The 25,340-nt window shown below is 63.8% G+C and carries 27 protein-coding genes and 4 pseudogenes; 12 read left to right on the top strand and 19 right to left on the bottom strand.

Features of this window, described 5'->3' with window-relative positions; translation table 11 throughout:
- Positions 1-4: 4 nt before the first annotated feature.
- Both OG326_RS43150 and OG326_RS42875 read left to right on the top strand, forming a co-directional pair.
- Entirely contained in the window at positions 5-313 is a 309-nt protein-coding gene (locus tag OG326_RS43150; RefSeq protein ID WP_442791103.1) for a YrhB domain-containing protein, read from the top strand.
- Positions 314-410: 97 nt separating this feature from the next.
- Positions 411-809, top strand: a complete 399-nt coding sequence (locus OG326_RS42875) for an AraC family ligand binding domain-containing protein (protein WP_327146893.1) — start codon at positions 411-413, stop codon at positions 807-809.
- A gap of 5 nt (positions 810-814) precedes the next feature.
- Here OG326_RS42875 and OG326_RS42870 read toward each other — a convergent pair whose 3' ends face one another.
- The 6 genes and pseudogenes from OG326_RS42870 to OG326_RS42845 form a co-directional block, all read right to left on the bottom strand.
- Positions 815-1,054, bottom strand: a complete 240-nt coding sequence (locus OG326_RS42870; protein ID WP_327146892.1) for a hypothetical protein — start codon at positions 1,052-1,054, stop codon at positions 815-817.
- A 103-nt stretch (positions 1,055-1,157) separates the two neighbouring features.
- Complete coding sequence (locus tag OG326_RS42865; protein WP_327146891.1) at positions 1,158-1,340, bottom strand: hypothetical protein; 183 nt, start codon at positions 1,338-1,340, stop codon at positions 1,158-1,160.
- Between the two features lie 100 nt (positions 1,341-1,440).
- Positions 1,441-1,803, bottom strand: coding sequence for a hypothetical protein (locus OG326_RS42860; protein WP_327146890.1), 363 nt, complete (start codon positions 1,801-1,803; stop codon positions 1,441-1,443).
- On the bottom strand, positions 1,796-2,101 hold the full coding sequence (locus OG326_RS42855) for a hypothetical protein (RefSeq protein ID WP_327146889.1): 306 nt from the start codon (positions 2,099-2,101) through the stop codon (positions 1,796-1,798). Before OG326_RS42855 ends, OG326_RS42860 begins: the two co-directional genes overlap by 8 nt.
- 328 nt (positions 2,102-2,429) lie before the next feature.
- Positions 2,430-3,252, bottom strand: a pseudogene (locus OG326_RS42850) (sugar phosphate isomerase/epimerase family protein).
- A 741-nt stretch (positions 3,253-3,993) separates the two neighbouring features.
- The gene (locus tag OG326_RS42845; protein WP_327146888.1) at positions 3,994-4,377 is read right to left on the bottom strand and encodes a hypothetical protein; all 384 of its coding nucleotides are present in this window, start codon (positions 4,375-4,377) and stop codon (positions 3,994-3,996) included.
- A 54-nt stretch (positions 4,378-4,431) separates the two neighbouring features.
- Here OG326_RS42845 and OG326_RS42840 point away from each other — a divergent pair, with 54 nt between their 5' ends.
- From OG326_RS42840 to OG326_RS42825, 4 genes are all read left to right on the top strand, one after another.
- Positions 4,432-4,647 carry a hypothetical protein gene (locus tag OG326_RS42840; RefSeq protein WP_327146887.1) on the top strand — a complete coding sequence of 72 codons (216 nt, stop codon included), beginning with the start codon at positions 4,432-4,434 and terminating at the stop codon, positions 4,645-4,647.
- A gap of 401 nt (positions 4,648-5,048) precedes the next feature.
- Positions 5,049-6,104: a GNAT family N-acetyltransferase gene (locus tag OG326_RS42835; RefSeq protein ID WP_327146886.1), complete on the top strand. Its 1,056-nt coding sequence runs from the start codon at positions 5,049-5,051 to the stop codon at positions 6,102-6,104.
- Positions 6,097-7,380: an MFS transporter gene (locus OG326_RS42830; RefSeq protein ID WP_327146885.1), complete on the top strand. Its 1,284-nt coding sequence runs from the start codon at positions 6,097-6,099 to the stop codon at positions 7,378-7,380. Before OG326_RS42835 ends, OG326_RS42830 begins: the two co-directional genes overlap by 8 nt.
- Positions 7,381-8,617: 1,237 nt before the next feature.
- Positions 8,618-9,892: a KamA family radical SAM protein gene (locus OG326_RS42825; protein WP_327146884.1), complete on the top strand. Its 1,275-nt coding sequence runs from the start codon at positions 8,618-8,620 to the stop codon at positions 9,890-9,892.
- A gap of 192 nt (positions 9,893-10,084) precedes the next feature.
- On the opposite strand, the gene OG326_RS42820 is transcribed toward OG326_RS42825, so the two are convergent.
- Positions 10,085-10,327: a hypothetical protein gene (locus OG326_RS42820; protein WP_327146883.1), complete on the bottom strand. Its 243-nt coding sequence runs from the start codon at positions 10,325-10,327 to the stop codon at positions 10,085-10,087.
- 470 nt (positions 10,328-10,797) lie between these two features.
- On the opposite strand from OG326_RS42820, the gene OG326_RS42815 reads away from it, so the two are divergent.
- The 3 genes from OG326_RS42815 (at position 10,798) to OG326_RS42805 (ending at position 12,772) form a co-directional block, all read left to right on the top strand.
- Positions 10,798-11,016: a hypothetical protein gene (locus OG326_RS42815; protein WP_327146882.1), complete on the top strand. Its 219-nt coding sequence runs from the start codon at positions 10,798-10,800 to the stop codon at positions 11,014-11,016.
- 179 nt (positions 11,017-11,195) lie between these two features.
- Positions 11,196-12,569, top strand: a complete 1,374-nt coding sequence (locus OG326_RS42810) for a recombinase family protein (RefSeq protein WP_327146881.1) — start codon at positions 11,196-11,198, stop codon at positions 12,567-12,569.
- Entirely contained in the window at positions 12,566-12,772 is a 207-nt protein-coding gene (locus OG326_RS42805; RefSeq protein ID WP_327146880.1) for a hypothetical protein, read from the top strand. The genes OG326_RS42810 and OG326_RS42805 overlap by 4 nt, the downstream gene beginning before the upstream one ends.
- 3 nt (positions 12,773-12,775) lie before the next feature.
- Here the strand turns inward: OG326_RS42805 and OG326_RS42800 are convergent, their stop codons facing one another.
- The gene (locus OG326_RS42800) at positions 12,776-13,036 is read right to left on the bottom strand and encodes an inorganic diphosphatase (protein WP_327147032.1); all 261 of its coding nucleotides are present in this window, start codon (positions 13,034-13,036) and stop codon (positions 12,776-12,778) included.
- 273 nt (positions 13,037-13,309) lie between these two features.
- Between OG326_RS42800 and OG326_RS42795 the strand changes: the two are divergent.
- Positions 13,310-13,631, top strand: a pseudogene (locus tag OG326_RS42795) (helix-turn-helix domain-containing protein).
- A gap of 23 nt (positions 13,632-13,654) precedes the next feature.
- Here OG326_RS42795 and OG326_RS42790 read toward each other — a convergent pair.
- The 3 genes from OG326_RS42790 to OG326_RS42780 form a co-directional block, all read right to left on the bottom strand.
- The gene (locus OG326_RS42790; RefSeq protein WP_327146879.1) at positions 13,655-14,293 is read right to left on the bottom strand and encodes a hypothetical protein; all 639 of its coding nucleotides are present in this window, start codon (positions 14,291-14,293) and stop codon (positions 13,655-13,657) included.
- A 714-nt stretch (positions 14,294-15,007) separates the two neighbouring features.
- Entirely contained in the window at positions 15,008-15,139 is a 132-nt protein-coding gene (locus OG326_RS42785; protein ID WP_327146878.1) for a hypothetical protein, read from the bottom strand.
- Positions 15,140-15,416: 277 nt separating this feature from the next.
- On the bottom strand, positions 15,417-17,081 hold the full coding sequence (locus OG326_RS42780; protein WP_327146877.1) for an MDR family MFS transporter: 1,665 nt from the start codon (positions 17,079-17,081) through the stop codon (positions 15,417-15,419).
- On the opposite strand from OG326_RS42780, the gene OG326_RS42775 reads away from it, so the two are divergent.
- Positions 17,049-17,768 carry a TetR/AcrR family transcriptional regulator gene (locus OG326_RS42775; protein WP_327146876.1) on the top strand — a complete coding sequence of 240 codons (720 nt, stop codon included), beginning with the start codon at positions 17,049-17,051 and terminating at the stop codon, positions 17,766-17,768. The two genes, OG326_RS42780 and OG326_RS42775, sit on opposite strands and share 33 nt — an antisense overlap.
- Before the next feature lie 877 nt (positions 17,769-18,645).
- Here OG326_RS42775 and OG326_RS42770 read toward each other — a convergent pair.
- From OG326_RS42770 to OG326_RS42760, 3 genes and pseudogenes are all read right to left on the bottom strand, one after another.
- Positions 18,646-18,762, bottom strand: a pseudogene (locus tag OG326_RS42770) (site-specific integrase); the annotation flags it as partial.
- Positions 18,763-18,921: 159 nt separating this feature from the next.
- Positions 18,922-19,734: a DUF5984 family protein gene (locus OG326_RS42765; protein WP_327146875.1), complete on the bottom strand. Its 813-nt coding sequence runs from the start codon at positions 19,732-19,734 to the stop codon at positions 18,922-18,924.
- A 188-nt stretch (positions 19,735-19,922) separates the two neighbouring features.
- Entirely contained in the window at positions 19,923-20,375 is a 453-nt protein-coding gene (locus tag OG326_RS42760; RefSeq protein ID WP_327146874.1) for a hypothetical protein, read from the bottom strand.
- 619 nt (positions 20,376-20,994) lie between these two features.
- Between OG326_RS42760 and OG326_RS42755 the strand changes: the two are divergent.
- A pseudogene (locus OG326_RS42755) lies at positions 20,995-21,648 on the top strand (sugar transferase); the annotation flags it as partial.
- Between the two features lie 336 nt (positions 21,649-21,984).
- On the opposite strand, the gene OG326_RS42750 reads toward OG326_RS42755, so the two are convergent.
- From OG326_RS42750 to OG326_RS42730, 5 genes are all read right to left on the bottom strand, one after another.
- Entirely contained in the window at positions 21,985-22,320 is a 336-nt protein-coding gene (locus tag OG326_RS42750; RefSeq protein ID WP_327147034.1) for a hypothetical protein, read from the bottom strand.
- 365 nt (positions 22,321-22,685) lie between these two features.
- Complete coding sequence (locus OG326_RS42745; RefSeq protein WP_327146873.1) at positions 22,686-23,867, bottom strand: LysM peptidoglycan-binding domain-containing protein; 1,182 nt, start codon at positions 23,865-23,867, stop codon at positions 22,686-22,688.
- Positions 23,864-24,205 (bottom strand): hypothetical protein, encoded by a 342-nt coding sequence (locus OG326_RS42740; protein WP_327146872.1) that lies wholly within the window; start codon positions 24,203-24,205, stop codon positions 23,864-23,866. The genes OG326_RS42745 and OG326_RS42740 overlap by 4 nt, the downstream gene beginning before the upstream one ends.
- 387 nt (positions 24,206-24,592) lie before the next feature.
- Complete coding sequence (locus OG326_RS42735) at positions 24,593-24,841, bottom strand: hypothetical protein (protein WP_327146871.1); 249 nt, start codon at positions 24,839-24,841, stop codon at positions 24,593-24,595.
- 4 nt (positions 24,842-24,845) lie between these two features.
- Positions 24,846-25,178, bottom strand: a complete 333-nt coding sequence (locus OG326_RS42730; RefSeq protein WP_327146870.1) for a DUF6247 family protein — start codon at positions 25,176-25,178, stop codon at positions 24,846-24,848.
- Between the last annotated feature and the right edge of the window lie 162 nt (positions 25,179-25,340).

Below are 25,340 nucleotides of genomic sequence, written 5' to 3'. Positions count from 1 at the left end.
GCACATGGATGAGCCGACAGCTCGGGCACTAGCGTCTCAGTACCTGGAATCGCTCTCGAGCCGATCCCGACCACTGGCCCTCTATTCAACAGTCGAGGACCACGGCTGGTGCTACCTATTCGGGTGGAATACCCTGCGATACATCGAAACCGGAGACATCGCGGACGCGATAGGCCCCGGAACCGGCCCCATCGTAGTGGTGAAGCCGACCGCGGACGCCTGGATGCTCTCGAGCGCACCGACATTCGATCTCCAGCTCGCGCGCTACTCGGAGGAGCACGGGATCACCCCCGTGCCGCACACGCCTCGGTGATGGCGACGACCGCCTGCCAGCTCGGCCGGCGCCCGCACGCCGGCAAGGTCGAGCTCTGACAGTTCGCGGCTCGGACGAAGACGGTTACCTTGGTCGTATGCGGCAGGATTTGTACCCCACCCTCGACTATGCGGACTTTCCGAGCATTGTGATTCCGCTGGAGTCGCCTGCGGGTCTGGTGGCGCATGCGCATCCACAGCATCAGCTGACCTGGGCGCCGGATGGGGTGCTGACCATGGTGGTCGAGGAGTGCCGGTGGGTGGTGCAGCGGGCTCGGGCGCTGTGGATTCCTGGTGGGACACCGCATTCGGTGGTGCCTACGGCGTCGTGTGAGATGTTGTCGCTGTACTTCGAGACCGGTGATTGCCCGCTGGATTGGCGGGTGCCGACCGTGGTCGATGCGTCGGGGCTGATCGGGCCGCTGCTGACGTATCGGGGTGCCGGTAAGAATCGTGTCACCAGCCGCAAAGGGGATTCGGGACCGGTGATTCGGTAGGTGGTTCAGATGTCTGGATCATCGCCGTCACCGTTGATCAAGTGCTCAACGGTGGCGGCGTGGTCGGCTAGCGCGGTGGCGATGTCACGGAGCCGGTGGGCGTTGGCGCGGAGTTCCGGGGTTACCCGGCCGTGGGGAATCCATTGGGTGAGTTCGGTTTCCAGGTCGTTGGCGATGCTGGTCAGGGTGTGCGACACCGGGGTGAGGTATTGCCCGCCCTCGCCGCCTTCGAGGGCTTCGGCCATCCGATCGTGCCGCAGCCGCACGCGGCAGTGGACGCCGGGCGCCGGTGCCGAGCTGGTGGCGAGGCCAGCACACGCACGCCCAGCTGCAGGGCTGGTTCGATAGTCACCGGGTGTGTTCGCCGGGTGCGTAGTGGTTCCAGGTGCCTCCGGAATGCGAGTTCTCGGCCACACCCAGGCGCATCAACTGGTGAGCGGTCTCGAACTCGGTGGCATCGAGTGTCTCGGTGATCTCGACCAGCGAGCGGGCACGAGTCAGCCCCGATCCTCGAGGCCGACTCGTGTTCAACGCCCGTTTGCCTTCGGCATTGCCGCTCAGGTTCGTTTGATCATCGCGACGCAGGGAGCGAAGCCGGGTCACCCGCCGCCGCGGTCGACGGCAAATTGATTTAGGCGGCGTGACCGGTCCGGTGCGATAACCGTGCCAGTGCCTCGTCCACTGCGCGGGTCGCGATTTCGCGCGCTTGCTCGAGGGACACCATCTCCGGCTCGTCGCTGTATGCGTTCTTCAGATCTTTCTCGGCCAACCAGCGGAAATAGGCGCTCTTGCTCATGCCGAGTCCCGCGGCACGGACCTCGACACGCGTATCGAGCTCCTGCGGCATTTTCACCGAGCGTGCTTGCATGCGGTTTTCGGTGCCGGTGTCTGCGGGAGCCGGTGCCTCGGGTGCACTGCCGCGCTGGAGGCGGGCCAGGATCTGTGCCATCTCCTGCGGGGTGACGTCGTCGGTGGGGGTGGTGTTGTCAATCATTGCGGGCCTCCCACTGGGTAAGTTCGGCGGTTTCGGTGACGGTCAACGGGCGGACATCGATGATGGTGAAGTCCGGTGGGGCGATCCGACCGGTGACCTGGACAGGTTGCCCGTCGTCGGTGCGCATCCACAGCTGGTGCATCAGCCATCCGGTAGCGGGGTCATAGGCGGGTTCGCCCCATGCCCTGCGCTGACCGGCCAGCCATCGGCGCATCAGGTCCGTGACCTGCTCGGGGGTGAGGTCGACTCCGGCCTTCGCCATCATCTGTGCAAGCGCGAAGTACAGTCTGATAGCCACCGATGGAGACTACCCCTTAGCTCAATGAGACTACCATGGCAGGGCGGTGCCCGACACGCCCAAGTCGCTGCCGAACCATCCATCGGTAGCCCCGAGTGCTGCCCCGATCGAACTCGCCCGCGGCGACCGATGCGTTAGCGGTGATCGCAAGCAGGGCGCGCACATCGCTGCCGAGGGCGTAGGTCCGCGTCCAGTAACGATCGTTCGCGAGACACCCTCGGCCGCAGCAGGTTTACGCAGGCGAGATCTGTAAAGGTTGCCGTGTACGCGGCAAAATCAACACAGCCGGGGACGGGCATTGGTGCCGCGAAAACCTTACGATTCGCGACTAGGACGGGGATTCTGCGGTCAGCAAAGCGCGTGCCGCTTCAAGGCACGGGCGAAGCCGTTCGGCGGGAGGGACGCCGGCCAGCGCCAGTGATCGTCTCGGGACCTCGAGTCCGATCACGATGTCGGAGGGAAGCGCGGTGAGGATATCGCGCAGAGGTAGTTCACCTTCGCCGGGAACCATGCGTTCGTATAGGGCTTCCTCGGCGTAGTTGTCAGTTCGTGGTTGCAGCGTGGTGTCGTTGATTTGGGCGTAGCCGATGTGGCAGGGGTCGACGGCGGCGAGGTCCGCGGCATCGGATCCCGACCGCACCAGGTGCATGGTGTCGATCAGCAATCGGAAGTCCGGCCTCGCAACATGTTTCACCGCGGCCAGTGCGGTTGGCAGGTCACCGACGGTCAGGCTCGGGCACCACTTCGATCATCGTCTCGATACGGTGCTGCGCCGCCAATTCTGCCAGCGCACCGAACTGGTCGAAGGTGCGGTGGCGGTCCAGGTCGAGGCTGACCACGTTGATCCGGGGCACGCCGAGTTCGGCGAGGATGTCGAGATCGCCGCGAAACGAACGCATGTCAGCGCCCGGTAACACCAGGACCCCGTCGCCCAGCGAGACTGTGACGCCGCGGTGGTCCATCGCGCCCAGCATGTCCTTTCTGAGCGCGGCGTCATCCTTCAGTGAAAACGGTGGATAGCCGAGCGGCACTGACGCCACATTCTGCAGAAAGATCGTGATGCGGCGACATCCGAGATCTGCGGCGAGATCAACGAATTCCACTGGTGGCAAACCGAACACGCTCAGAGCCTCGATAGCCAGCCGATCCATTACCCGAGTGAACCACACCGAAACCGGGACCGAACCATATTGAGCCGCTGCGACTCTGGCCTCATGCGCAGCTCCAATGGCTGCTTCAGTCCTAGCACGCTGAGGTCCCCGTGGCGGGCTGCGGTCAGGCGATGCCCCTGACCAGGAGCTCGCCGCTGGTTGTCGAGGGGGTTCCGGGGAATACAGACCAGTTGAATACGGGTCCTTACCAGTCACTACCCCCGGGTTCCGCCAGATCGCATGTGGCGGAGGCGGCGAGCCTCAGGTCACGGAGCGCGCTGGGCACCCGCCGCCGCCGTGCTGATCCAGAAATCCGCCAGATATCTCGGGAAGAAATGAGGACGACATGACTGATGCAAGTGGCGAGCCGCTGGTCACGGTGGGTGGGGCCCGCCAGATAGGTCGGGAAGCCACACTCCCTGTCAGTTCTCACGCGATCTGTCGGAGGCCTCATGCAAGCTGTCGCATGAGCCGTCTGAGCTGCTCCGGCGGGGAGCGGGGAGTCGGTAAGGAGGAAACTGACCATGACCTACGACGATTTGGCGGCGCAGTTGAAGGGCGAGGTCGCTGCTGGCGGTCTCAGCCGTGGCGATGCGATCGAGCGGCTGTAGCACGCGGGTCGTGTGGACGTGGTAGTCAGGGAAAGTGGTCAGGGAAAGCCGGGTGCGTGAACCGTGCCCCTGATCCGGCCGGGGTCATCGACCGAGTCAGGGCAGGCGAGCGAGCACGCGGCGTCCTCGGTCAGCCGCTCCGGTGCCGCGGCAGTAGCACGCTGACCACCGCGATAGCTAGGCCGAGCCCGGCCGCTACGAGGAAGACCAGGTCGTAGCCGGCGGCAAGGGCGGCCCGGGAACTTCCGCCGGCCTCCATTGCGACCGTTGCGAGCACCGCCAGGCCAACCGACCCGCCTACCTGATTGGCAGTGGCTGCCATGCCTCCGACGATTCCCCCTTCGTCCTCGGGAGCGTCGGCGGTCGCCGCGGCCATGAGGGTGGGGAAGGTCAGCCCGATGCCGACCGCGATGAGCAGCGCAGGCCCGAGCACGCCGGTGACGTAGCCGCTGTCGGCATGGGCCAGCGCGAGCCAGCCGAAACCAGCCAGGAAACAGGCACAGCCAGCCAGCACCTGAGGGCGCACACCAGTTCGCGGCAGCAGGGGGGCGGCCAATCGCGCGCGGTCGTGGTGGCCCTCGCAGGCGACGGAAAGGCACGGGCCATTCCACCGTGGGAGCCGATCTCGGACGAGGACCACGCGCTCGACGACCATGCCCGCGACCTCATCGAATTGCGTTCCGCGGTAGCGCCGTTCACCCCGACCAACGCCGTGCCGCCGGACACGGAACCCAGCTACCTCCACCTCCCCGAGCTCTCCGCACGCGCAGCCGGCCGGACCTGAAGTACCTACCGGCCGACGACCTGACACCGAGCCCGACGATATCGCTTCGGTTCCCACCTATGAGAAGAGAAGGCCGACGAGAACCCTTGTCGCTGAGTTGAATACGACAGATGCGTTCGGCTGTACAGGTTTGCCGGACTCCGGCCGGAGCCGCGGGAGTTGCCATGAGCAGAGCTCCCGCATTGGAGTCTGACCAGCAATGACCGATGAAATCTCCGAGTTGCTGAGAAGAATCAACCTCGAGCTCGGACACGAGCTGCCCGACCTGCCGGCGTTCCGCAGCGCTTCCTCATCTCCGAACTCGGTGATACCGTTTTAACGGGTCGATGATTAACGTCCCGTCAAATAGCGGCTTATATCTCGGAGCGGCGCAATTCGTTCCGATCATCGGGAGGTCGACGATGCGTCTGGATACGAGATCTACCGCTGTCCGGCCCTACGAATGGGCGGAACTGGCGACGGCCGTCCCGGAATACACCGTGTCGGTGCCATGGCTCGAGACCATGGGGCCACTGCTGCCCGGGGACCCGCTGTGGCTGGTCGGTGAGGTCGATGGGCAGGCCCGAATCGGGCTGCACGCCCGTTGGCTCGAGTCTCCACCTTCGGAGTCCCGATACGACATCGCAGCGGTGCTGCGCGGCGATATCCCGTGGCCGGAACCACGGGAAGCTCCGGCGACGGTGCTCGCAACCGGGCAACTGTATCCGTCGATCCTGGTGATGCTGCCTGGATACTCTTGTGCCCCGGCTGGATCGGGCGCGACCGACCCTGTCCTGCTGGGGCGAACCCTGGACGACCTCGACGCGTGGGCGGCAGCTCACGGAGCTCGATCGGTGTCCTTTCTCTACGTTCCCGAACGACAGGCACTGCTCCGCCGAGCCCTGGCGGACTTCGGCGCGCATCCTGTCCCGTTGTATTCGACCTGTGTGCTGCCGATGACTTTCAGCAGTGTCGAGGAGTACCTGCAACAGCTCTCTCAACGGCGGCGCTCCGGGATTCGGCGGCTGCTGCGACGCCTGGACGAGAACAGGATGACAGTCCAAGAAGCGGATCTACACGAGGTCCGCGACGAGGTGCTCGAGCTCCGCCTCGGGCTGCTGCGCAAATACAAGTCCGCCGCCGATCGGACTCAGCAGTCCGACACGCTGGACCGGATGTTCGAACACTATGCGCCCGAAGACATTGTCGTAACCACGGTGCGCCACGAGGACCGCGTCGTCGCCTTCACCTTGGCGCTGCGCCACGGCGACACCCTGCGGCAACTGTGGTGCGGGCAGTTGCCGCAGGCATACGGCGCCTACTTCGTCATGCACTTCCACGAGCTGATCTCGGCGGCCTTGCGGCGCGGAGTCGCTCGTATCGACTACGGCACGCTCAAATGGGCGGAGAAGACCGCGCACGGTTGCCGCCTCGAACCGCTGACCGGGCACATGTGGACGGTGCCCAGGCATGCATAGCAGCCGCATATTCCTTCCGGGCCAGGCAGTTTCGCTGTTCGGCGACGGGCTGGCCATATTGGCTGTTCCCCTAGCGGTGCTCCAGCTGACCGACAATCCGTTACTGGCCGCGCTGGCGTCTGCCCCTCGCCTGGTCGGCTATCTCATCGCCGGACTGCCCGCCGGCCCCCTGGTGGATCGGACCGATCCGTGGCGAGTCCTCATCACCGCAGACGTTGCCCGTCTGATGATTTTCCTGACCTTGTCCGGAGCTATCACGCTGCGGGTGTGCCCGGTTGCGGTGGTATTGGGTCTGGCGATCGCGGCCGGCATCGCAGGGGTCTTCTTCGAGACCGCCCTCACAGTGGCCGTGCGCGATCTGTACGACGGCCAGAAACTGTTGCGCACCAATGCCTTCCTGGAGACGTCTGGCCAGCTGTCGATTGTGCTCGGTCCCGCGGCGGTCGGACTGTTAGCGGCCGGCTGCGGAGTAGGCGCGGCGCTGCTGGTCAATGCGATGACCTTCGCGGTCTCGTTGGCGACTTTGTGGCGCACCGCCAGGAGTGCGACCTCCGTGCGAGTACTCGCCAGCCGGCAGCTGTCCGAACCCACGACCGACCAAGTCCCGATTACGGGGACGCTGCACCGGTCCTACCTCGAATTACGTGCCGGGCTGCGCTATTTGACGGCATCGACGATCCTGGGCGGCCTGGTGTTGCTGCAGGTGATCACCAATTTCGCTCAGGGCTCCGAGACCTTGATTCCCTATTTCGCCCGCGAAAGACTGGGCGCCTCAACAGCTCTGGTCGGTCTCGTGGTCGCCGGTGGCGGAGTCGGCGGAGTCCTCGGAGCGCTGTGCGCCTCGACAATCGCCGCCCGATTGCCGCCGATATCACTGTGCGCACTGGGCGCACTGTCGATCTCGGGCGCGCTGGGGCTGATCGGCGTGGCACCCGATGTGCTCTGCCTGGCCGCAGCCCATGCATTACTCGCCGGAGCATCCGTGCTGGTGGTCGTCGTGGTGCGGACGCTGCGGCAACAGCTGGTCCCTCGGGCGATGCTCGGGCGGGTGACAAGCGCGGCCCGCTCGGCGATACTCGCGGCCGCCACGTCAGGCGCCCTGCTCGCAGGCCTACTGACCCGATTCGACGGCAACAATCCGCGCCCCATCTTCGTGTGCGCAGCGCTGATCATCGCGCTGTCGACACCTATCGTCTGGCTGAACGGTCTGGCCAGGCACCGACATCTCCCTCCGGCATCGAACACGAGGAGCTCGTGCGTCAACACATCGTCGTGATCCACCGCTCGCGGGGACCGCTCGTTCCGTACTTCGACTGCATCGACCACAGCGCGAACGTCGTGACCTACGTATGCGCCGAGCAGGTGCTGGACCGAATTCCCGCATACGCCGCCGCAGAGGTGCTCACCTCGAGCTCCGCGGACGATGTCGCAAGCTCGGTGCGTGATCTTGCGAGCCGCCACGGCGTTCCACACCGCATCGTGGCGATCAGCGAGTTCGATCTACTGGTAGCGGCGCAGCTGCGCGAGGAATTCGATATCGCCGGTGACCGCCTCGACCACGTGCGGGCGTTCCGCGACAAACTATTGATGTGCGCGAAGGTGGCCGCAGCAGGTGTTTCGCTACCGGCGTTCGCCGATGCCCCTGACCGGAATGCCGTGCTGGAATTCGCTGCGCAGCATGGTGTTCCGTTGGTAGTTAAGCCACGATACGGTGCAACAAGTCGTGATGTCGTCGTACTGACCTCTGTCGAGGAACTCTCACTCCTCCCCGACCTCGACGCGGAACCTTTTCTCGTGCAGCGCTTCTGCCCAGGGGAGACCGGTTCGATCGACGGGGTGTGGACCGGCACCGACCTCGGCCCCTGGCGTGGCACACGGTACTTCCACAACTGCCTCGACTTCGAAAATGGCGAGAATAGCTGGGGCACAGTCGATATCGATGACGTTGTGCTCAATGAGTCGCTCGCGGACTTCGCGCGCTCCGTGCTGTCCGCCTTGAGCGAGGGCGTGCCGACCGTCTTCCATCTCGAGCTCTTCCACGGCCCTTCGGGCGTGCCGCAGCTGCAGTTCCTGGAGGTGGCCGGTCGCATCCCCGGTGCGGAATTCACCCATCTGTGGCGGGAGGTGTACCACTACGACCTCGTCGCCGCCGCTGTGGACATTCAGATGGGACGCAAACCGCTGCCCGGCCCGCTGCCGAGCGGGCAACGGGCCGGGCAGCTGCTGGTGCGGCCGCCGGTCGCACCCCCATGCGTCGTCACCGCGGTGTTCTTCGCGGTGGCACCTGCTTACAGCCCCTACTACAGCCTGGTTCCCCAGGCCGGGGAAGTCATCAGGGAAGCGTCCGGCTATGTCGGCGTAGGAGCAAGCTTCCGCTTCCGCGCCTCCTCCTCGGCGCAGGTCGCGGCAGCATTGCTGCATACCTTGGCCGGCTTCCACATGGAGTGTGTCCCTTATGAACTCACGGCCTCAGAGCGCGATGCCAGCTCCTGCCCGACGAGAAATAGGTAGATATGAAGCTCTACACCGGCGAACGACTCGCAGAACTGGCGAAGAGTCGCGGGCTCCCCGACGATTACGTGCGGGAGCTGCGCGTGGTATCGAGCGTACTGCCGTTCCGGGTGAACAATTACGTGGTCGACGAATTGATCGACTGGGATAACGCACCAGATGATCCGATCTTCCGCCTCACCTTCCCGCATCGGGACATGTTGCCGCTCAACATATTCGGAAGCATCGACGAATTGATACGTGCCGGAGTTCCGCGTGCCGTGCTGGCCAAGGCGGCGGCGGACGCACGCCACATGCTGAACCCACATCCGAGCGGGCAACTCGAGGCCAATGTGCCGACGGTGAACGGACTCCCGGTGCTCGGCCTGCAGCACAAGTACCAGGAAACCGTTCTGGTATTCCCCTCACAGGGGCAGACCTGTCACGCGTACTGCGGATACTGCTTTCGCTGGGCGCAATTCGTCGGCAGTGAAGCTCGTCAGGCGCTCTCGGACCCCAGCCGGATGGTCGAATACTTGCATCATCATCGGGAGGTCACCGATGTCCTGTTCACCGGCGGCGATCCGATGATCATGCGGACAGATGTCCTGCGCCGCTGGGTCGATCCATTGCTGTCGGCCGATCTCGGCCACATCGCCACGTTGCGTTTCGGGACCAAAGCATTGTCGTATTGGCCTGCCCGTTTCACCGACGGCCAAGATGCCGACGACTTGTTGCGGCTGCTCGAGCTGTGCGTGGCCGGCGGCAGACATGTGGCGGTGATGGCTCACTTCTCTCATCCGCGCGAGCTGCAGACCACCACCGCGCAGCGGGCGATCGCGCGGGTGCGTGACACCGGCGCGGTGATCAGAGCGCAGGCGCCGCTGGTTGCACACGTCAACGACGACGCCCAAGTGTGGTCGCGGATGTGGCAGCTACAGGTCTCGTCGGGAGTGATCCCCTACTACATGTTCGTCGAGCGCGATACCGGCGCGAGGACATACTTCGAGGTACCGCTGGCCCGCGCGCTGCAGATCTACGTCGCGGCTATCTCCCGGGTATCCGGATTGGCCCGGACAGCACGCGGCCCGGTGATGTCCGCTCATATCGGAAAGGTGGTGCTCGACGGAGCTCCCACTATTCACGGCGAACAGGTCTTCTCCCTGCGGTTGTTGCAAGCGCGAGATCCGAGCCTCGTAGGGCAGCAGTTCTTCGCACGCTATGACCCGGCCGCGTGCTGGTTCGACGATCTGGAACCTGCCCTGGGAACCGAAATCCCAGGCCGGGCAGTGGGTTAGGTCCCGGACTTCGGCGAGACCCAGCGGTAGAATGTTCGCAGCGCAACCAGATTCGAGCTGAACGAGGAGAGCCGGTCATAACCGTCCGGGCCGTTCGGAGCTCGCAGCAGCGTCTGCGGCGCTGCGGAGGTCCGCCCGTTTCGATGAACGGCGCCACCACTTCTCGCAAGGGGACGTTCGCCTGGCACCGCATCAGGCACGCTGCTGCAGCCACACGAAACCCGCCAGCACCAGAATCGCTGCCCCGCGCACGGAGAGAATCCATGCGGGCCAACCGCATTCACGGCCCTGGACGAGTGGATAGATCAGCAAACCCATGCCCGCGCTGGCAAGGATCGCACCCGTCAGGTCGGGCCCGCCCGATCGACCAGGCAGCGCCCGCATGCCGGCGATGAGCGCGAAACCGCCGAGCGGCACATTGATCTGGAAGATCATCCGCCAGCCGGTGTCGAACAGATCTGCCTTGATCAGCAGTCCCGCGATGATCTGGCCCAGGATGGTGGACAGTCCGATCGTGGGGCCGAAGACCCCCGCCGTTCCGGGCGATGGCCTCGTCCAGGCTCAGATGGCGCACCGGATCTTCGGAGATTTCACGGCCTTCGTTCAATGCGACACGCTCGCGCCCATTCGGATCGCCGGGCGAAATTATCGAATGCGCGCCTTATTAGTGAATACTGCTGAGCCTCCGGATCGGGGTTCCGGTAGTAGTCGCCGAGAAAACAACGGATATGGAGTAGTCCCTGGTCAGGGCTGTGGCGGGCGGGGGTAATGGCGTTGGCGAACAACAAGTTTCCGCCAGTCGATGCCCTGGTACTCGCGAGAAACGGTGAACGAGAGCACCACCGCCACACCGGCCCGTGTTCAGTGCTCAGAGTCGTTCACCTGACAAGATCGGTGCCGTTGCCATGCACGCTGTCACCGACCAGGAGCGCCGTGAAACCGAACGCCCACTACTGCGGGGAATGCCCCTGCGTCCCAACCCCACGGGCGGCGTCTACTGCGATGACTGCGTGTGCCCGCTGTGCAACGAGGACCCCGACAGCGACCTCGAATGCGCCTGCCACCGAACCTGGCGGCGCTCGGAGATCCGCTTGTTCGATCAGGGCGCACTCGACGCCGGGTGATGAGGGGTCGGCCGGAGTACGCCAGATCCCTGCCATCGCAAGAGGGTCGGCCCGCGTGTTTCATAGGTGATCACCCGATGAAACACCCCCGCACCCGACAGGCATCCAGGGCATTTGATGTTTCATAGGATGTTGCAAATACCTCAACATTTGAAACATACCTATGAAACAATGTTCGGGTGAGCGACGACGACTTTCTGCGCGTGGAGGCCAACGACTGCCCGATGTCGAGCTGCCGCGCGCCGGCGGGCTCACCATGCCGGACCGGCAAAAGTAAGGTCGCCATCGGCTACCACACCGCCCGATTCCGCCTTGTGCCCTCGCTGGCCAAGTCCCTCACTATCGACACCCCGGCGCTACGCAAACCTGGAAAGGCCTGGACCGAGCTGCCGCGCCCGGCGGCGGCCGCGACCGAACCCGGTGGGCATGTGCGCATCGGCTACGCCCGGGCATCCACCGTGCGCCAATCCCTGGACACTCAGCTCGACTCCCTGCGCGCCGCGGGTGTCACCCGGGTCTTCGCCGAGAAGATCTCCACCCGTGCCACTACCCGACCCGAGCTCGACAACGCCCTCGCCCTCGCCCGCGAGATCCGCGCCTCCGGTGTCGCGGTCACCCTCGTCGTGCACGAACACAAACGGCTCGGCCGCGGAATCGAGCTCGCCGCCCTGGCCGAGCAGCTCAAAGCCTCCGACATCGGACTGGTATTCCTGTCCGGGGAACTCCAGGGGTCCCACGACCCGTCCGGTGTCGTGTTCACCGTGCTGGCCGCCTTGTCGGGGATGGAACGCGAATACATCCGCGACCGCACTCTCGAGGGTCACGAATCCGCTCGCGCGCGGGGCAAAACCATCGGCGGCGCCACCGTCACCGACGAGGACATGCTGTCCATGGCCCTGCACCTGCGCCAGCGCAATCACAGCCTGCGCGACATCGCTGCGCGCCTGGTCATCACCACTGGCAAGAAGAAGGGCCGGCACCCCTCACCCGCCACCGTTCTGCGACTACTGCGTGACCATGACCAAGCCACCGAGCACGCCGGTGGTGGTTCGCCGGCTGCCGCCGACACGATGGTTGTGCCTGGTGTGCGTACTCCGCTGCCTGTCGATCGTCGCGACCCGACGCCCGACTTGCGGCGCTACGACCAACTGCTCACCCGCACCCCGTCCGCGAAACCACCTGAGCCCGAACACACTGCCACGCAACCCGATACACCTGCCGAACCGGTCCAACGTCCGCGCGCGAGTGCGCCGGAATCGGCGCGAGCATGGGCGGCGCGGGTGACGCGGTGGAGGACCGCGCCCGGCCCGGTGTCCGAACTGGTCAGTCTCACCCGCGATCCCGAGCTCGGCGAGTGGACGGTCACCGACCACGACGGCACCCACCTGGGTGCCCTGGCCAGGGAGGTCCGTGTCGGTGGTGGCCGCGGCCGATGGAAAGCCCGCGACCGACACGGCGCTCGCCTCACCGGCCGCGGACCCTGGGCCACCCGAGACGACGCGCTGGTCGGTCTGCTCGGCTACTACATCGACCGACAGACCGTCAGGACATGACAGCGACCCTGCCGCACGACGGCGGCCGGGTCGCTGAGAGTTCCCCTGGTCAGGCTTGCCGACTACCGGACAACTTCGGACGGCTCCTGTCGGCGTTCATCCGTGAGCACATCGGCATCGACGGCCACTACGCCTTCCATCTACCCGACTTCGGCGGTAACCACCGACTACTACGCGACCCCGACAACGCGGCCGATGACTGAACTTCACCTGATGATGCAGTACCGGCCGGGAATCTCCTGGAACTCGACGGCGGCCGCGATATCGTCGTCGCCCAGCGGTGGGGCGTCGACGGGGAGGACGACGAGTTTGTCATCGTCATCGTCGACCCGGTGGATGATGGCTACGCAGATCCCGTGCGCGGTTTCCATGGGTTCGGGGCCACCGAGGAAGTAGGCATCGAGTTCGTCACCGTCGGGTGCGAGGGTGCCGGGGACGAACCCCCTCGGGAAATCGCGCGGGTAGATAACCCTGCAGTTCCTGAAAGCTTCAGGCTTCTAAGCAACGCCATCGCTGCTGGTCCAGCCGTATGTGTTGTTTTTCGCGCGGATACTACCGGGACCCCCCAAGGTGATTCGACCGATTTGGATGATTCGTCGTTCGAGGTGGAGTTCGTGACCGTGTCTGGCGAGCGGCGACGGATGCGTTGGCAGTCGTTTCCGCAGGTCGCCGCAGCGATCGCGGGGCCGGTGCGGTCGTTCTCGTCCTACCCACCCCGAGGTGCCGTGCAGCGATCCGAGATGACTTCCGCCGACGGTCTCAACCCCGGCGACCGGCTCGACGATGAGGACTTCCCCGCCTGCAGCATGGGACGCGCCGCCGAACTCCTCGATGTCACCCAAGCATTCCTGCGCGGTGAAACTCCTTGCCCCGCAACGCTCGGCGGGCGGGCAACGCCGCTATTCGCGGTATCAGCTGCGGATCGCCGCACGAGTACGCCAACTGGTCGATGACGGCAATTCCCTCGAAGGCGCGTGCCGCCTCGTGATCCTCGAGGATCAGCTCACCGAGGCCCAACGCATCAACAACGAACTCCGGCGAACCCTCGACGACCGGCACTGAGACACCGAAGCGACCCCTCCCGCTCAGGGCCAGTCCTCGGTGATGGGATACATGTCGGCGTAGGGATCGGGTTCGCCGGTTTGCGGGTCCAGGCCGGCCAGAAGCCGTCGACGTTGCTCGCGCCAGCTGACGAAGGTGTCTGTCCGGTTCCAGAGCGACGCATGGCCCAGTGGGCAGGCATCGAACCGGCCCAGCATCATTCGGGTGATGAACTGGACCATGCCGCACTCGAACAGGGCCCACGGCGACTCGCCCCACGAGAAGTGCCGCCGCCAGGCTACGACTGGCCACTTGTCCGGTTCGGGGTCGTTCATGAGCCAAGCCATCTCGTTGGCGTTCATTCCTGTGCCCCAGGGCAGCACGGCATCAGCACCCAGCGTCACGCCGGAGACACCTCCGTCGCTGTCCCAGAGCCGGCGCAAACCGGTCGTATGGCTGCCGATGTGAGTCTCCTCCCACCCACGCACGTCACTCGGCAATGGAGGCAGAATGACGAGCTCTCCGATGTCGCCTACGCCGTAGGTGTCCAGCAGTGCCTTGTAGTCGCTCGGAAGCCTGGTGCCGAGCAAAGCTTCGGCTGCCGTCCAGTCGATTCGCTCGCCGCCCGCAAAATCTGCTGGTACAAGATCGAGCAATACGGCTACATCGGGATGAATGTCCATGGTGGTCCTCTCGCAGTCAGCGACAAGCCACGTTAGTTGTGCCCGCTTCGGTGGCACTTCTCATTGATGGTGAGGCGGCTCCGGGCCGGCGATGATGTAGTCGCGGGGTTCGGGAGCATCTCCGCGTCGGATCATGGTTGTCGGAAAACGATCGGTTTACAACACCAGTGGTGACCCCCGGGTGCGCGCACTGATGTGATTGTTCGAAGTCGTGTTCAGTGCTGACGTGCGGATTCGCTTCTGATTGAAGGGGTCTTCGAACATCGGCGTGTCTCGAACTCGCCTTCAGTACCGTTGTTTTGGCTCGTACTCGTCTTCCGCACGGGGGTGTGGGGATGGCCGGGGATTCGTCGCTGTCGGATCGTGGTGTGCTGACCACACAGGAGACGGACCGGCAGGTGGCGGTGCGCCGCGCGGAGGTGATAAGCCCGCTGGCACAGCTGGATCGGGTGAGTGTGCCGGTCGCCGAGGCGGCACCGACGTGTCCAGCCTGTTGCGGGCATGGGTCGATCACCAGATCGAGGCAACCGAGCACCCAGAGCGGCAGACGATTACCGTCGACGAGGCGATCCAGGCGTTGCGGAACCTCCCGCACTCCGCCTGACCGGAGAGCGGGAGACGGGCCAGGGGCTCGGACCCTGGCCCGTGATCACAGCAGGAACAACAACGGCTGCGCCCGCGCGGATCCAGGCAGCACTAGGACCTGCTCTGACCTCAGTGCGCGTCGGTGCTGTTCTGCGCGACCAAAGAGTAGAACTCCCACAGCGCGTCGCCGTACAGCACTCCGGGTCTGGCCACGGCGTGTGGGTAGTACTCGGACTGGTATTCCAGGGTTTCGCTCAACATCAGTCTGGTGTCGTGGAAGGGGGTGCCGCGTCTGATACAGGCCTCAAATTCTCTCTGGATGAGCTGGTGATCGGTCCCGCTATCGGTCCCGCTCCGGCGGGACCGTGGAATGCACTGTGCGCGTGAGGAATCCGTCCGACGACGAAGTGTGGACCGCACCGTTTTCCGGGGTCAGTAACCGGCGGCGTGAGGGTCACGGGTAGCGCGCACTCGCAGCGCGCGAGTGCGCGAAATATCCTGGGCGGTCTCGGATGCGAAGGCCGTGCGGTGGTCCGGGCTAGGTTTCGCGATGTGAGGAAGAGCCGACTGCGGATCGTGGGCCGATGGACTCATTGTGCGCTGCGGTCGGGACCGGTGCCAGTGCTGACCTGCGCTGCAACATCAGTGCGGGCACTATCGCGACAGCAGCGATAACCAGCGCCCACCAATAGGTCTGGGTGAACGCGTGGGTCAGCGACCGGGCGATGTCAGCCGTTGGAGCATGCCCCGCGGGCATCGCCACACCACCGGCCGTCGCGGGCGACTGATGTTCGAAATTGCGCTGCAACAGCACGAACAGTGCCGCGACGCCGAAGGAACTCGCTGTGCGAACGCCGACATTGGTAACCGTTGTGGCCGCGGGGATTTCGGAGTGCTGCAGAGTCTGGTAGCTGGCCCCCATGGCTGGCGGCATGATCATGCCGTGTCCGAGTCCGATCACGAACAGCATTGCCACCAGCAAGGCCGTGCTGGTGTCGGGGCCGATCTGGGTCAGGCCCAGAATTCCGATCAGAACCACCGGCAGGCCGCTGAGAATGAGTAGCCGTGGTGAGAGTTTGTCGGTCACTTTGCCGGTGATCGCCATGGTCGTCATCGCGCCCAACCCCAGCGGCGCCACCATAATCCCTGACCGCAGTGGGGTTTCGGCATTGACGGTTTGCAAATACAGCGGCAGCAATGCCATCAAACCGGACAGTGCCCCGATGTAGAGGAACACTATTGCGTTGATCGCAGCGAAGTTCCGATTCCGCAGCAGTCGGACATCGATCAACGCCGCTGTGCCCTTACGTGCGGCATGCAGGACGTAGCAGGCGACGAGCGCAACACCCGCCAGCACGCTTGCGACGACTCGGGCATCGGTCAGGCTCGCACCGCCACCCGCCTGTGCGGTGCCGTACACGAGCGCACCCAAACCCGGTGACAGCAGCGCCAGTCCGAGTGCGTCGAGCTTGCTTCCACGGTCGCGGATCGAGTCGCGCGGCAATAGCCGGATCGCGGCAGCGACGGCGACGGCACAGAGTGGAACGTTGATGTAGAACATCCAGCGCCATGAGAGGTGGCCGAGAATCAATCCGCCGACGACGGGACCGAGTACCGGGGCAAGCATTGCGGGAACCGCCACCGCGCTCATGACTCGGCGCATTCTTGCTGGGCCGGCCGCGCGCGCCAGCATGGTCTGGCCGATCGGCAGGATCATTCCGGCGCCGAAACCCTGTAGCAGCCGAAACACGATGAGACTGGCGACGTTCCAAGACATCCCGCACAACACCGACCCGGTGATGAACAGCAACAGCGAGGTGATCCACATCGTCTTGGGACCGAACCGTGTGATCGCCCATCCCGACAACGGGATGCTCATTGACAGCGCCAGCGTATAACCGGTCAGCACCCACTGGATCGATGACAGTGACGTATTGAACTGGGCGCCAAGTGTATTGACGGCAACACTGGTGATCGTGGTGTCCAGGATTGTCATGATCGCGCCGAGGAGCACCACGATCACGAGTCTGCGCAAGGCTGGGTCGAAGTCGGTTGATGTTGTCTGAGGAGATGTCATTGCAGCGCTTCCTATATCCCTTAACGATACGGTGTATGGATAACAATACGCTGTTCTGTCAAGCGATACGCTGTATGCAGTAGACTGCGGGCCGTGGACCTGCAGAATCCCGGCAAAGACGCGCACACTGGCACACCCATCTGGGCGCGCCCGAAACCGCAGCGGCGACCCACGGTGACCAGAGACGACATCGTCACTGCCGCAATGAATATCGCCGACGAGGAGGGGTTCGAGGCGGTGTCCATGCGCCGAGTGGCGTCACGGCTGGGTGTGGGTCCGATGGCCCTCTACACCCACATCGACTCCAAGGACGATCTGTTGGACCTGATCGCCGACGCGCTTGCCGGCAAGATCGTGCTCAGCGACGACGACCTCACCGAGGACTGGCGTGAGTCGATCACGCGAGTGGCCCGGCGCGAACGCGCCATGATCAAACAGCATCCCTGGGCCATCGAACTCTTCGGCAAGCGCCGCACGATCGGGCCGAATGCAATGCTGCACAGCGAACAATCGCTCAAAGCCCTGGACGGCCTGGACTCCTCACCGGCGGTGACAATTCAGATCGTGAAGGCGGTTGACCAGTACACCACCGGGTTCGTCCTCCGCGAAACCCTGACCTATTCGCAAGAGGCATTCGGACTCGGCTCCGCCGCCGGCGCCTACATGCGCGACGCGGCCGTCGCCAATGGCTACCGGCGGCTCACGAAGCTCCTGCAGCACAACCCGACCGAACTCCCCGGCAACGACGAGAGTTTCGAACGGGGACTCCGCTGGCTGTTGGAAGGAATCGAGCGGGACATCACCGGCCGATGATTCAGTGATCTATCGCTATTAGTCGTTCAGTGCGGTGAGATCGAGTCAGCATTGGTAGTAAGGCCGCTCCCACATCGAACCCTCCATGCGTGCTCACTATTGACAGCGTTGTCGACACTACTCGAGGAGGGTCGACACTGGTGACCTCGCGGAATCAACTGTCGCGTAAACCCTGCCGGTGGTGTGTCCGGATCCGCCAGTGTGCGGAGGAGTTGTTGGACATGAGGTTTGGCGGTCCAGGTCAATCCGCTGCGTGGCCGGGTCATCGCGCGGACACCGTCGAAGAAGGGCCTCAACTCGGGTCGGATCTGCCCGGTGCCGTCGTCGATCAGGCCGTGAAGCCTGTCGGACAGGACGCAGCGTGCGCAGAGATTCCGCAGTTGGTGCCGGGCTTCGGAACCACAACGGCCGCAACGGTAGTCGCCCGCGATGCCGGCGCTGTCGACGCAGAGCGGCCTCCTGTCGGGTGCCCGCCCGGGGGTCATGCGCTCTGCGCCGTAGCCGGAGCACAGGCCGTAGGTTTCCAGTGCCCAGGTGTGGCAGGTGGAGCACAGATACCCTTCCGGCCAGGGTCGGCGGACCCAGCGAACGGTCCGGAAACTTCGACGGCAACGTGCGCAATCCTGTTCGCTGGTGACCTGACGGTCCGGCTCGGTCACGGTTCAGGGCGCAGGCGGGCTCGTGTGGGCCTGCGTGCGCTGAGGTTGACCACCCCGTCGTCGATGGCGGTCTTGCGGGCGGCGGCGTTCTCGGCCTTGGTGGCGATCAATTCCGCTGATCTGCCGTTTCATCGTCTCCTTCTCAGCGGGATCGCCCAGCGCCGCGCTCAGTGTGTCACCGAGGGCCCTCCGCAACGTCGAGGTCCGGAAGTCCGAGGAGGCAGCCAGCCCTTGCGGCCGTAGTTACGGGCCCGGGTCACCTGTTCGTCGGCGTAGTCGAAGAACATCTGCAACTCGTCGAGAGTGAAGGCGCGCTTCTCGGGACGCGACTCGGCAGGTCGACATCGACGCCGAGTTGGCCCAGCTCGGACCGACCGGCTATCGGGCCCCTACGAATGCGCGACACACTGTTCTGATATTCGACGGTCACGGTCCTTCTCGACATCCAGCTGTGGCCGTTTCGAACCGAGCGCTATGCGGCTAGTTCCGTGCGTTCACGCCAGATGGGGAGCCAGGATCGCCGCGCCTGCACGCACGACGGCCCAGTCGGTGTCCTCGTGTCGCGCCAACGCACGCGGCAACCAAGTGCGGCGTTGCGCCTGCTCCCGGATCAGTCCGGGGATATCGAGCTCGATCCCTGGACTGGAGCCGACCACAGCCAGGTGGTCCACCCGCTCCTGCATGGCTTGCAGCAGTCGGTGGTCGAAATCGGCTACGGCAGCAACGAATTCCTGGGTGCTGACCGTCCTCCGGCCCGACAGCGGCGCAGAGAACGTGATCTCACCGTCGGGATCGGGTGTGAACCGCCACACCACGGTGACCGTGTCCTCGGGGCGGAGAGTGCGCCACCACCGAAACGCGGGTCCGAATCGCAGATATGAGCTGTCGGTCCACCGCAGGCTGTATGCCTCCGAGGCAGCGTCGATCGCGGGATCATCGAGGAGAGATGGGTCGCTGGTATCGACCCATCTCTCGGGTTCAGCAGCGAAGAATTTCGCCAAATCATCCGGTACCGGCTCGAGAGCCGGAGGCAAAACAGTGAGCAGATCCTCCCACAACCGCACCACGTAGTAATCCACCCAAGATGTTGCGGCAGCGCTGCCATCGGCTATCGAATTCGCTTTCCGCTCTGCATATCTCAGCAGCTCGACACCACCAACCTCCAAGCAGTACTTCCCTTGGGTGAGCCCGAACCAATGCAGGCAGCGACTCTCCCCCCACGGAACAACCATCTTGAGGGGCGCCAACTCGAACCGGACGCGCATCATGCCTAGATTCAACTGGCGGCCCCGCGCGCTGTCGACCACGACCTCCCAGGATCGAAAGGTCGATCGCCATGCATAGCTGGGGAGATCAAACACGACCCAATGAAATCGGCAATTGAGTGCGTGCCGGCCCCGCTCGCAGATGGCGTCAGATTCCACCGATACGACATGGGTGTAGCTCTTCTGCAGGGACCGATGTATCTGTGAGCATCAGTGAGCTAGGTGGCGATTCAATCGACGATCGTCACGAATTCGAGAGAATCGTCCAGGGGATCCATCAATCTGTCGATGTTCACCAAGGTTTGTGATCGCGTGAAATACGCCATCTGCGCCACGACATACCCATCGGCAGCGTTTTCGTGGGTAGACCGGTGGCCATCATGTTGCAACACGAAGATCTCACCGGGATCTACATCCCTGGCGATGTCTTCGCGGATGCGGACAACCTCATCAACGACAGGCCGACGGATGGTCAACGCTCCCATGTATACGGGCAGCTTCAGGTCCAGGACACCGTGGAATACCAGTTCGATGAAACGGCAGTACTCATCAGTATCAGCTGCTTGATCCGAGGGGTCGGAGTGCAGAAACAGGCGGGCGAACGACGGTGAGTAGGCATACATCCGGAAGCGTCGCCCGAACTGCACTGGCAGTCTGATCTCCGATCCTTCTGACCCAGTCACGGTTTCGACCCTACAGACACGCGTCACTGTGGACATCGAGCGAGCTTCTCAACCGAGGGGACCACTCCGGTGACAGGTCGAGCTGTGGTTTCCGAGCGTGGTCTGTCGTTGGGCTGGATCGTCTTCTACTGTCGGGGTGGGGGTTCGGCGCTGGAGGCAACTGTGTCGAATCCTGAGGTGTTGAACGTGGAGAACTGGGGGAGATCCGGATGCTGCTCGACCCCTACTCGCTTGGCGAGGGCCGGGTCATCGCACTCATCGAGCCCGATCAATAGAGCATCGGCTGAGACCGCAAAGCCCTTCTCAGTCGAGGGAATTCGTGAACCGAGACGTCCGACTACTGTTGGATGGAAGTGCCCGCGCAGGCACTTCAGCTCTCCAGGGCTGCGAGCGCGCAGGTGATGCTATCGGCAGCGAGAACATCCATCGCGCCGGACTCGGTTCTTCTGAGCAGGCTGTACTGGGATCGGTGAGCTGAAGGAACGCCGACACGGGAGGCCTCGTTGCTCGATGCATATCGCGAGTAGGGGATTGTCTTGCCACACAGCGTCTTCCGGAAAGTGTCGTGAGCTGCGAAGTGGAATCGTGGAGGCTCCTTCGAACGATCGTGCCGAAATTGATGCATGCGGTGCGGGCGGGTGCGGAAACCTTGGCCGAGGTTCAGCACAGCGCCGCCAGAGAGATCGCGCGTGTGATCGACAAGTCGGGCAGGATCGACAAATTGGGTGCCGAGAAGTTGGCCGCGCAGAACTTCGACAGTGGAGAGACCTCGTTTGGCGGCTGGCGAGCGGAGGGGTACAGCACGCCAAACCCCGCCGAGCTCGAACGGGAATTGCTATCCCACAACGGGTTTCAATACATCGCCGAGCTGCCTCGGGCTGAGCCTGGCGAGCTGGTGGGTCGTGCGTGGATCACGAGCGGGGAGCGGCGACGCTGGGAGATCTCGCGGGTTGCCAGGCGCGCACCGGCCTACGCGTTGCTGTCCGCGGTTCTCGCAACCGCGTTGCACGGTGAGAGGTGGTTGATGGCGGGCGACGTCGTATCGGACCTGATTATCGAGCAGCAGCGACTTGCTACGAATGGGGAGACGATCACGATCCGCAAATTTCGTACCTTGCCGAAAGGTGAACCGTTGCAGCCGAGTACACGCGAGTCTGCGGCGCGAGCAAGTACGGTCGCGGGTTTTGCCCGCTCGCTCTCGCTGGATGAACTTCCGCAGGTTCTCTCGATCCTTCGTGGTCGAATGTCGTTCGTCGGCCCCCGGCCTTTGCTGGCCATCGACCACGACCTGATGGTACCGCCGACACTGAGCACCGCAGAACGCAAACACTGGGCCGGTATTCCACGCGGCGGCTTATGGACGATGCACTTTCCGGGTTGCCGAACGCTCGAGCCGCAATCATCGGACTACCTGCGCACGCGGTATCTGGCCGATGCTCTCTATGATCAGATTGCCTGCCGCCGGCTCGATGAATGTCTGCTGGACAGGGTGATTGGGCCCTACTTGCGTCAACAGGGGTATTCCGCACTGAACACGCTATTGGACCGGTAATTCACCTCCTCGGTCCTTCCGTGCGCGCGCACTATTGACGGCGCTGGCCACGCTACTTCAAGACCACTCGAAGCGGCCCGACCGCGCGCTTACGAGCGAATGGCGCGCTAACGCTCGATATGTCACCAACACGAGTTCGTCTTCGTCAGCAAACGCCAGGTTCTCAGGCCAGCACATCGTGCTGGCGGTCGAGATTCGGTGAACGGCCTTGCCGGAGTAGGACATTCGCAGCGAGAACAGGAACCACTTCGCCAGCTCTCCGCGGCAACGCACCATGACCTCACCGAAATCGGCCTCGGCCTCCATGCCCGATTGGTGCAATTGCCCGATGAACACCTGCGCGAGGCGCGCGTCCGGCGCCGACCCGAATTTGCGGTTTGCGCTGCGCGACATAGCGTCTCACCAAGTCATAGGACGCCTCGATCATGGCGTGCTCCTCCAGCAGGCGGTGGTAGATCCGGGTCGCGGTGTGACGCTGCTTGGCCGGCGCGTCCAGATCGCCCCGCAGGATCTCCTCGATCACCCGCTTGTAGGGATCGAGTTTGGAATCGCGCATCGGATACCGCTTGCGCGGCGGCCACGCCGTACTTACGTTGGATCGCCAACCGGGCCATGCCCGCACGAAGATCGCGGATCGCCGCGTACAACTCGACCCCGGACTGCTTCACCATGAGCGCACTCCTCGCGCTCACCATGCTCACCCACAGGGGCCGCTCACCACGCCGAAATTCACGCCGAAACCGCGCCGTAGATAGCGCTCAAAGCCAGCCCAGCACACCGCTGTCGGGGACGGGGGCTGGAGCAGCGGTTTTCGTCGGAGGCTTGGCCGGGGCCAGGGACGGCAAAACCGCGCCGTAGATATCGGTCTTCGCCGGAGGCTTGGCCGGAGGCTTGGCTGGAGGTGCGGCCGGGGGTGTGGCTGGAGGTGCGGCCGGGGGTGTGGCTGGAGGTGCGGCCGGAGGTGCGGCCGGAGGTGGCTGAAGGGCTAATCTTTCCCCCGGTTGGATATCGTTCGGGTTGGCTCCGACGACCTTGCTGTTGCTCCCGTACAGCTGCTCCCAGGTCTCACCGTGCGCGGCGGCGATCGTGCTGAGGTTGTCGCCGGACTTGACGGTATAACTGTTCGCTAGGTTATTCGCATGGACCTTTACTTCCGCCATGTAACCCTGATAGCTCTGAGACACAGTGTCCATCGCCGCGGTAACACACGCCAGAATTGTGTCCGTATTGGAGGTGTCTAATTTTTCGCCGGAGTTTGGATCCGGCGGCAGCAGCTGGCGCAAAGATGTATTAAGGTTGGTGATCGCACCGGTGATGGCGTTGGAGTATTTGGCGTTTGCCTCTGCCATATTTGCAGACGCCGCGACTGCAATTTCGTCGCTAGTGGGAACTATTGCTTCCTGAGCGGAAATCGAAACCAGCTTCGCATTATACGCGTCGATGAATTGGCCTGAGCTTCTGTCCAAAGGGGCGTAAAATGCCGCCGTCAGTGGATTTGGTAAGACCACCGTCGCCTTCTTCGACCCGAAATGACCGAGTATATTCTGTGTCAGACTCTGCAGGTCATTGATAGCGTTCTGCACCAGTCCCGGTACATTCGTGTTGACTATGGTGCCTGGCGGGGGTTTCGCTGTCGTGGATGCAATAGACTGCACAGTGTTATTCGTCGTGCCCGCGGTCGCATATTCGGTGAGTTTGCCGTCGTTGTCGAGAGCGATGTGCCCACCCGAGGCCGCTAGCGGCGCGAGTAGGCCAAGGCCCGTCGGCTTGCCGTCTGGCCCGAGAATCTTATAAGCACCAGGAGCGGCCGCCGAGTCGGCTTCAGCGGTATACAAACCATTCGGCGACACCACGGAGCCGGACGGTGCGGCACCGCCGACCAGCGGTGCCGCAAGCTGTAAGCTCTGGCTGCCTATCGGATCGTCAGGAGTTTTGGTCATTGGCTCACCGGCCGAATATCACCGGCAGCGTTGATCACGCGGCCGGTCTCCTGATCCGTTCCATGAAAGGTCGGTATCAAGTCGCTCAAGGATTGGCCTATCTTGCCCCGTGTGGCCGCGTGATCGTTCAACTTCGCCTGGCGATAGGTCACGTGATAGTCCACCAAGGCTTGTGTGCCGGCCGCGCCGGCAACCCCTAATTCTTTGTGCAGATTGTTCAAGTGTTCGACCGGCGCGACTGCTGCCTGACTGAGTTCGGCGGACCGCTGGTGCTGCAGGTCGCTGTGATGCTGCAGTTCATGCTGATCGATCGCAAACGTCTGGTTCTCGTTCGACATGTCAACTACCTGCCGTCAGCACTCGGTATCGTGGTCACGGTCAATTATTGCTCGACCACGACTTCTCATATCGCCAACGATGGGAACACGTCCGGCTATGCCGAATCAGGTCCCTACGCTGCGGCTTTCGAGGCCGCAGAGAGGTCGGTCGCGACGGGCCACCCATCGGGTCCACCGCCGACCGAGACTGAAGCTAGGCGCGTTCGTTCCGAATGAACTGCGCCAGAGTGATGTCCTGGGTCTCGAAATTGTCCGCCACCTGACGTAGATCGGGACCCGCACATGCGCTACGAGGCATTGACGAGACGATCTTCTCGCCTTTTCGCCGATCTGCGGCGCCGCCCTGATGCGGGGCCGCATCGAACACGGCTCCAGCATGGGGGTCTATCAGCCGAGCCACTGAACAAGCAGTATGTGCACCTCACGGCGCGGTTCGTCGATCAAATACAAGACCTGGCCCGACCCGGCGAATAACCAATGACGGACGGCGCCGTCCGGGTTGTCCTTGTGCTGCGGTCGGCCGTTCCACGGTATGACCTGCAGGGTGGTGAGAACCTCGAGATAGCCATCGAGGGCATCGGTGGGGAGGGCCGCGACCTGGTCGAAGGTTTCCGGGTCCGGGACTATGCGATACAAGGGGTCAGAGGGCTCGGCGCCGGCGTTCGATGTGGGCGAGCATGTCCTCGAGGGTGCCCCCGTGGGGGTTTCCGCCCTGCTCGAGGATTCGTGCGGCCTTGTCCAGCATCCGCTGATATGAGCCCGGATCCCGGAACTCCATCGCCGCAGTGTGCTGCCACTTGTTCAGCAGTGCGTGGATATCGACGAGGGTGTGGGACTTCTTCGCGTCCTCCAGCACCGACTCCCACTCACTGTCGAACTCCTCGCGCAGCGGCGGCGGCAGGGCGGCGCGCAACGCTTCCGGCTCTGCCGCAGGCACCAGTTGGTGCGCGGGATCGTGATGTGGGGCGGCCATACAGACACGATAACCGCTGGCGTCGACAAATCGCGGTGCCGGTAGGAGACATGGGCGTGCTGTGCGCATTAGAAGCCGACCGTGTCGGGGTCTGACTGGTGACTCGGAAGGCTGGATGGCTACGTCCTCAGCAGCTACGGCGCCACGTCCCGGAACGAGCTC

Source organism: Nocardia sp. NBC_01327, from assembly GCF_035958815.1.
Lineage (GTDB): Bacteria > Actinomycetota > Actinomycetes > Mycobacteriales > Mycobacteriaceae > Nocardia.
The sequence above is the reverse complement of the archived record's forward strand: the minus strand, read 5'-3'. Positions and strand labels throughout refer to the sequence as shown.

Excerpts from the sequence above, each read along its gene's own strand:
- OG326_RS42750 (WP_327147034.1), bottom strand. The coding sequence starts at position 22,320 with ATGTCGCGCAGCGCAAACCGCAAATTCGGGTCGGCGCCGGACGCGCGC.
- OG326_RS42870 (WP_327146892.1), bottom strand. The coding sequence starts at position 1,054 with ATGGCCGAAGCCCTCGAAGGCGGCGAGGGCGGGCAATACCTCACCCCG.
- OG326_RS42790 (WP_327146879.1), bottom strand. The coding sequence starts at position 14,293 with ATGGACATTCATCCCGATGTAGCCGTATTGCTCGATCTTGTACCAGCA.
- OG326_RS43150 (WP_442791103.1), top strand. The coding sequence starts at position 5 with ATGGATGAGCCGACAGCTCGGGCACTAGCGTCTCAGTACCTGGAATCG.
- OG326_RS42875 (WP_327146893.1), top strand. The coding sequence starts at position 411 with ATGCGGCAGGATTTGTACCCCACCCTCGACTATGCGGACTTTCCGAGC.
- OG326_RS42825 (WP_327146884.1), top strand. The coding sequence starts at position 8,618 with ATGAAGCTCTACACCGGCGAACGACTCGCAGAACTGGCGAAGAGTCGC.
- OG326_RS42835 (WP_327146886.1), top strand. The coding sequence starts at position 5,049 with ATGCGTCTGGATACGAGATCTACCGCTGTCCGGCCCTACGAATGGGCG.
- OG326_RS42740 (WP_327146872.1), bottom strand. The coding sequence starts at position 24,205 with ATGTCGAACGAGAACCAGACGTTTGCGATCGATCAGCATGAACTGCAG.
- OG326_RS42785 (WP_327146878.1), bottom strand. The coding sequence starts at position 15,139 with ATGTTGAGCGAAACCCTGGAATACCAGTCCGAGTACTACCCACACGCC.
- OG326_RS42830 (WP_327146885.1), top strand. The coding sequence starts at position 6,097 with ATGCATAGCAGCCGCATATTCCTTCCGGGCCAGGCAGTTTCGCTGTTC.
- OG326_RS42805 (WP_327146880.1), top strand. The coding sequence starts at position 12,566 with ATGACAGCGACCCTGCCGCACGACGGCGGCCGGGTCGCTGAGAGTTCC.
- OG326_RS42815 (WP_327146882.1), top strand. The coding sequence starts at position 10,798 with ATGCACGCTGTCACCGACCAGGAGCGCCGTGAAACCGAACGCCCACTA.
- OG326_RS42745 (WP_327146873.1), bottom strand. The coding sequence starts at position 23,867 with ATGACCAAAACTCCTGACGATCCGATAGGCAGCCAGAGCTTACAGCTT.
- OG326_RS42820 (WP_327146883.1), bottom strand. The coding sequence starts at position 10,327 with ATGATCTTCCAGATCAATGTGCCGCTCGGCGGTTTCGCGCTCATCGCC.
- OG326_RS42860 (WP_327146890.1), bottom strand. The coding sequence starts at position 1,803 with ATGATTGACAACACCACCCCCACCGACGACGTCACCCCGCAGGAGATG.
- OG326_RS42730 (WP_327146870.1), bottom strand. The coding sequence starts at position 25,178 with ATGGCCGCCCCACATCACGATCCCGCGCACCAACTGGTGCCTGCGGCA.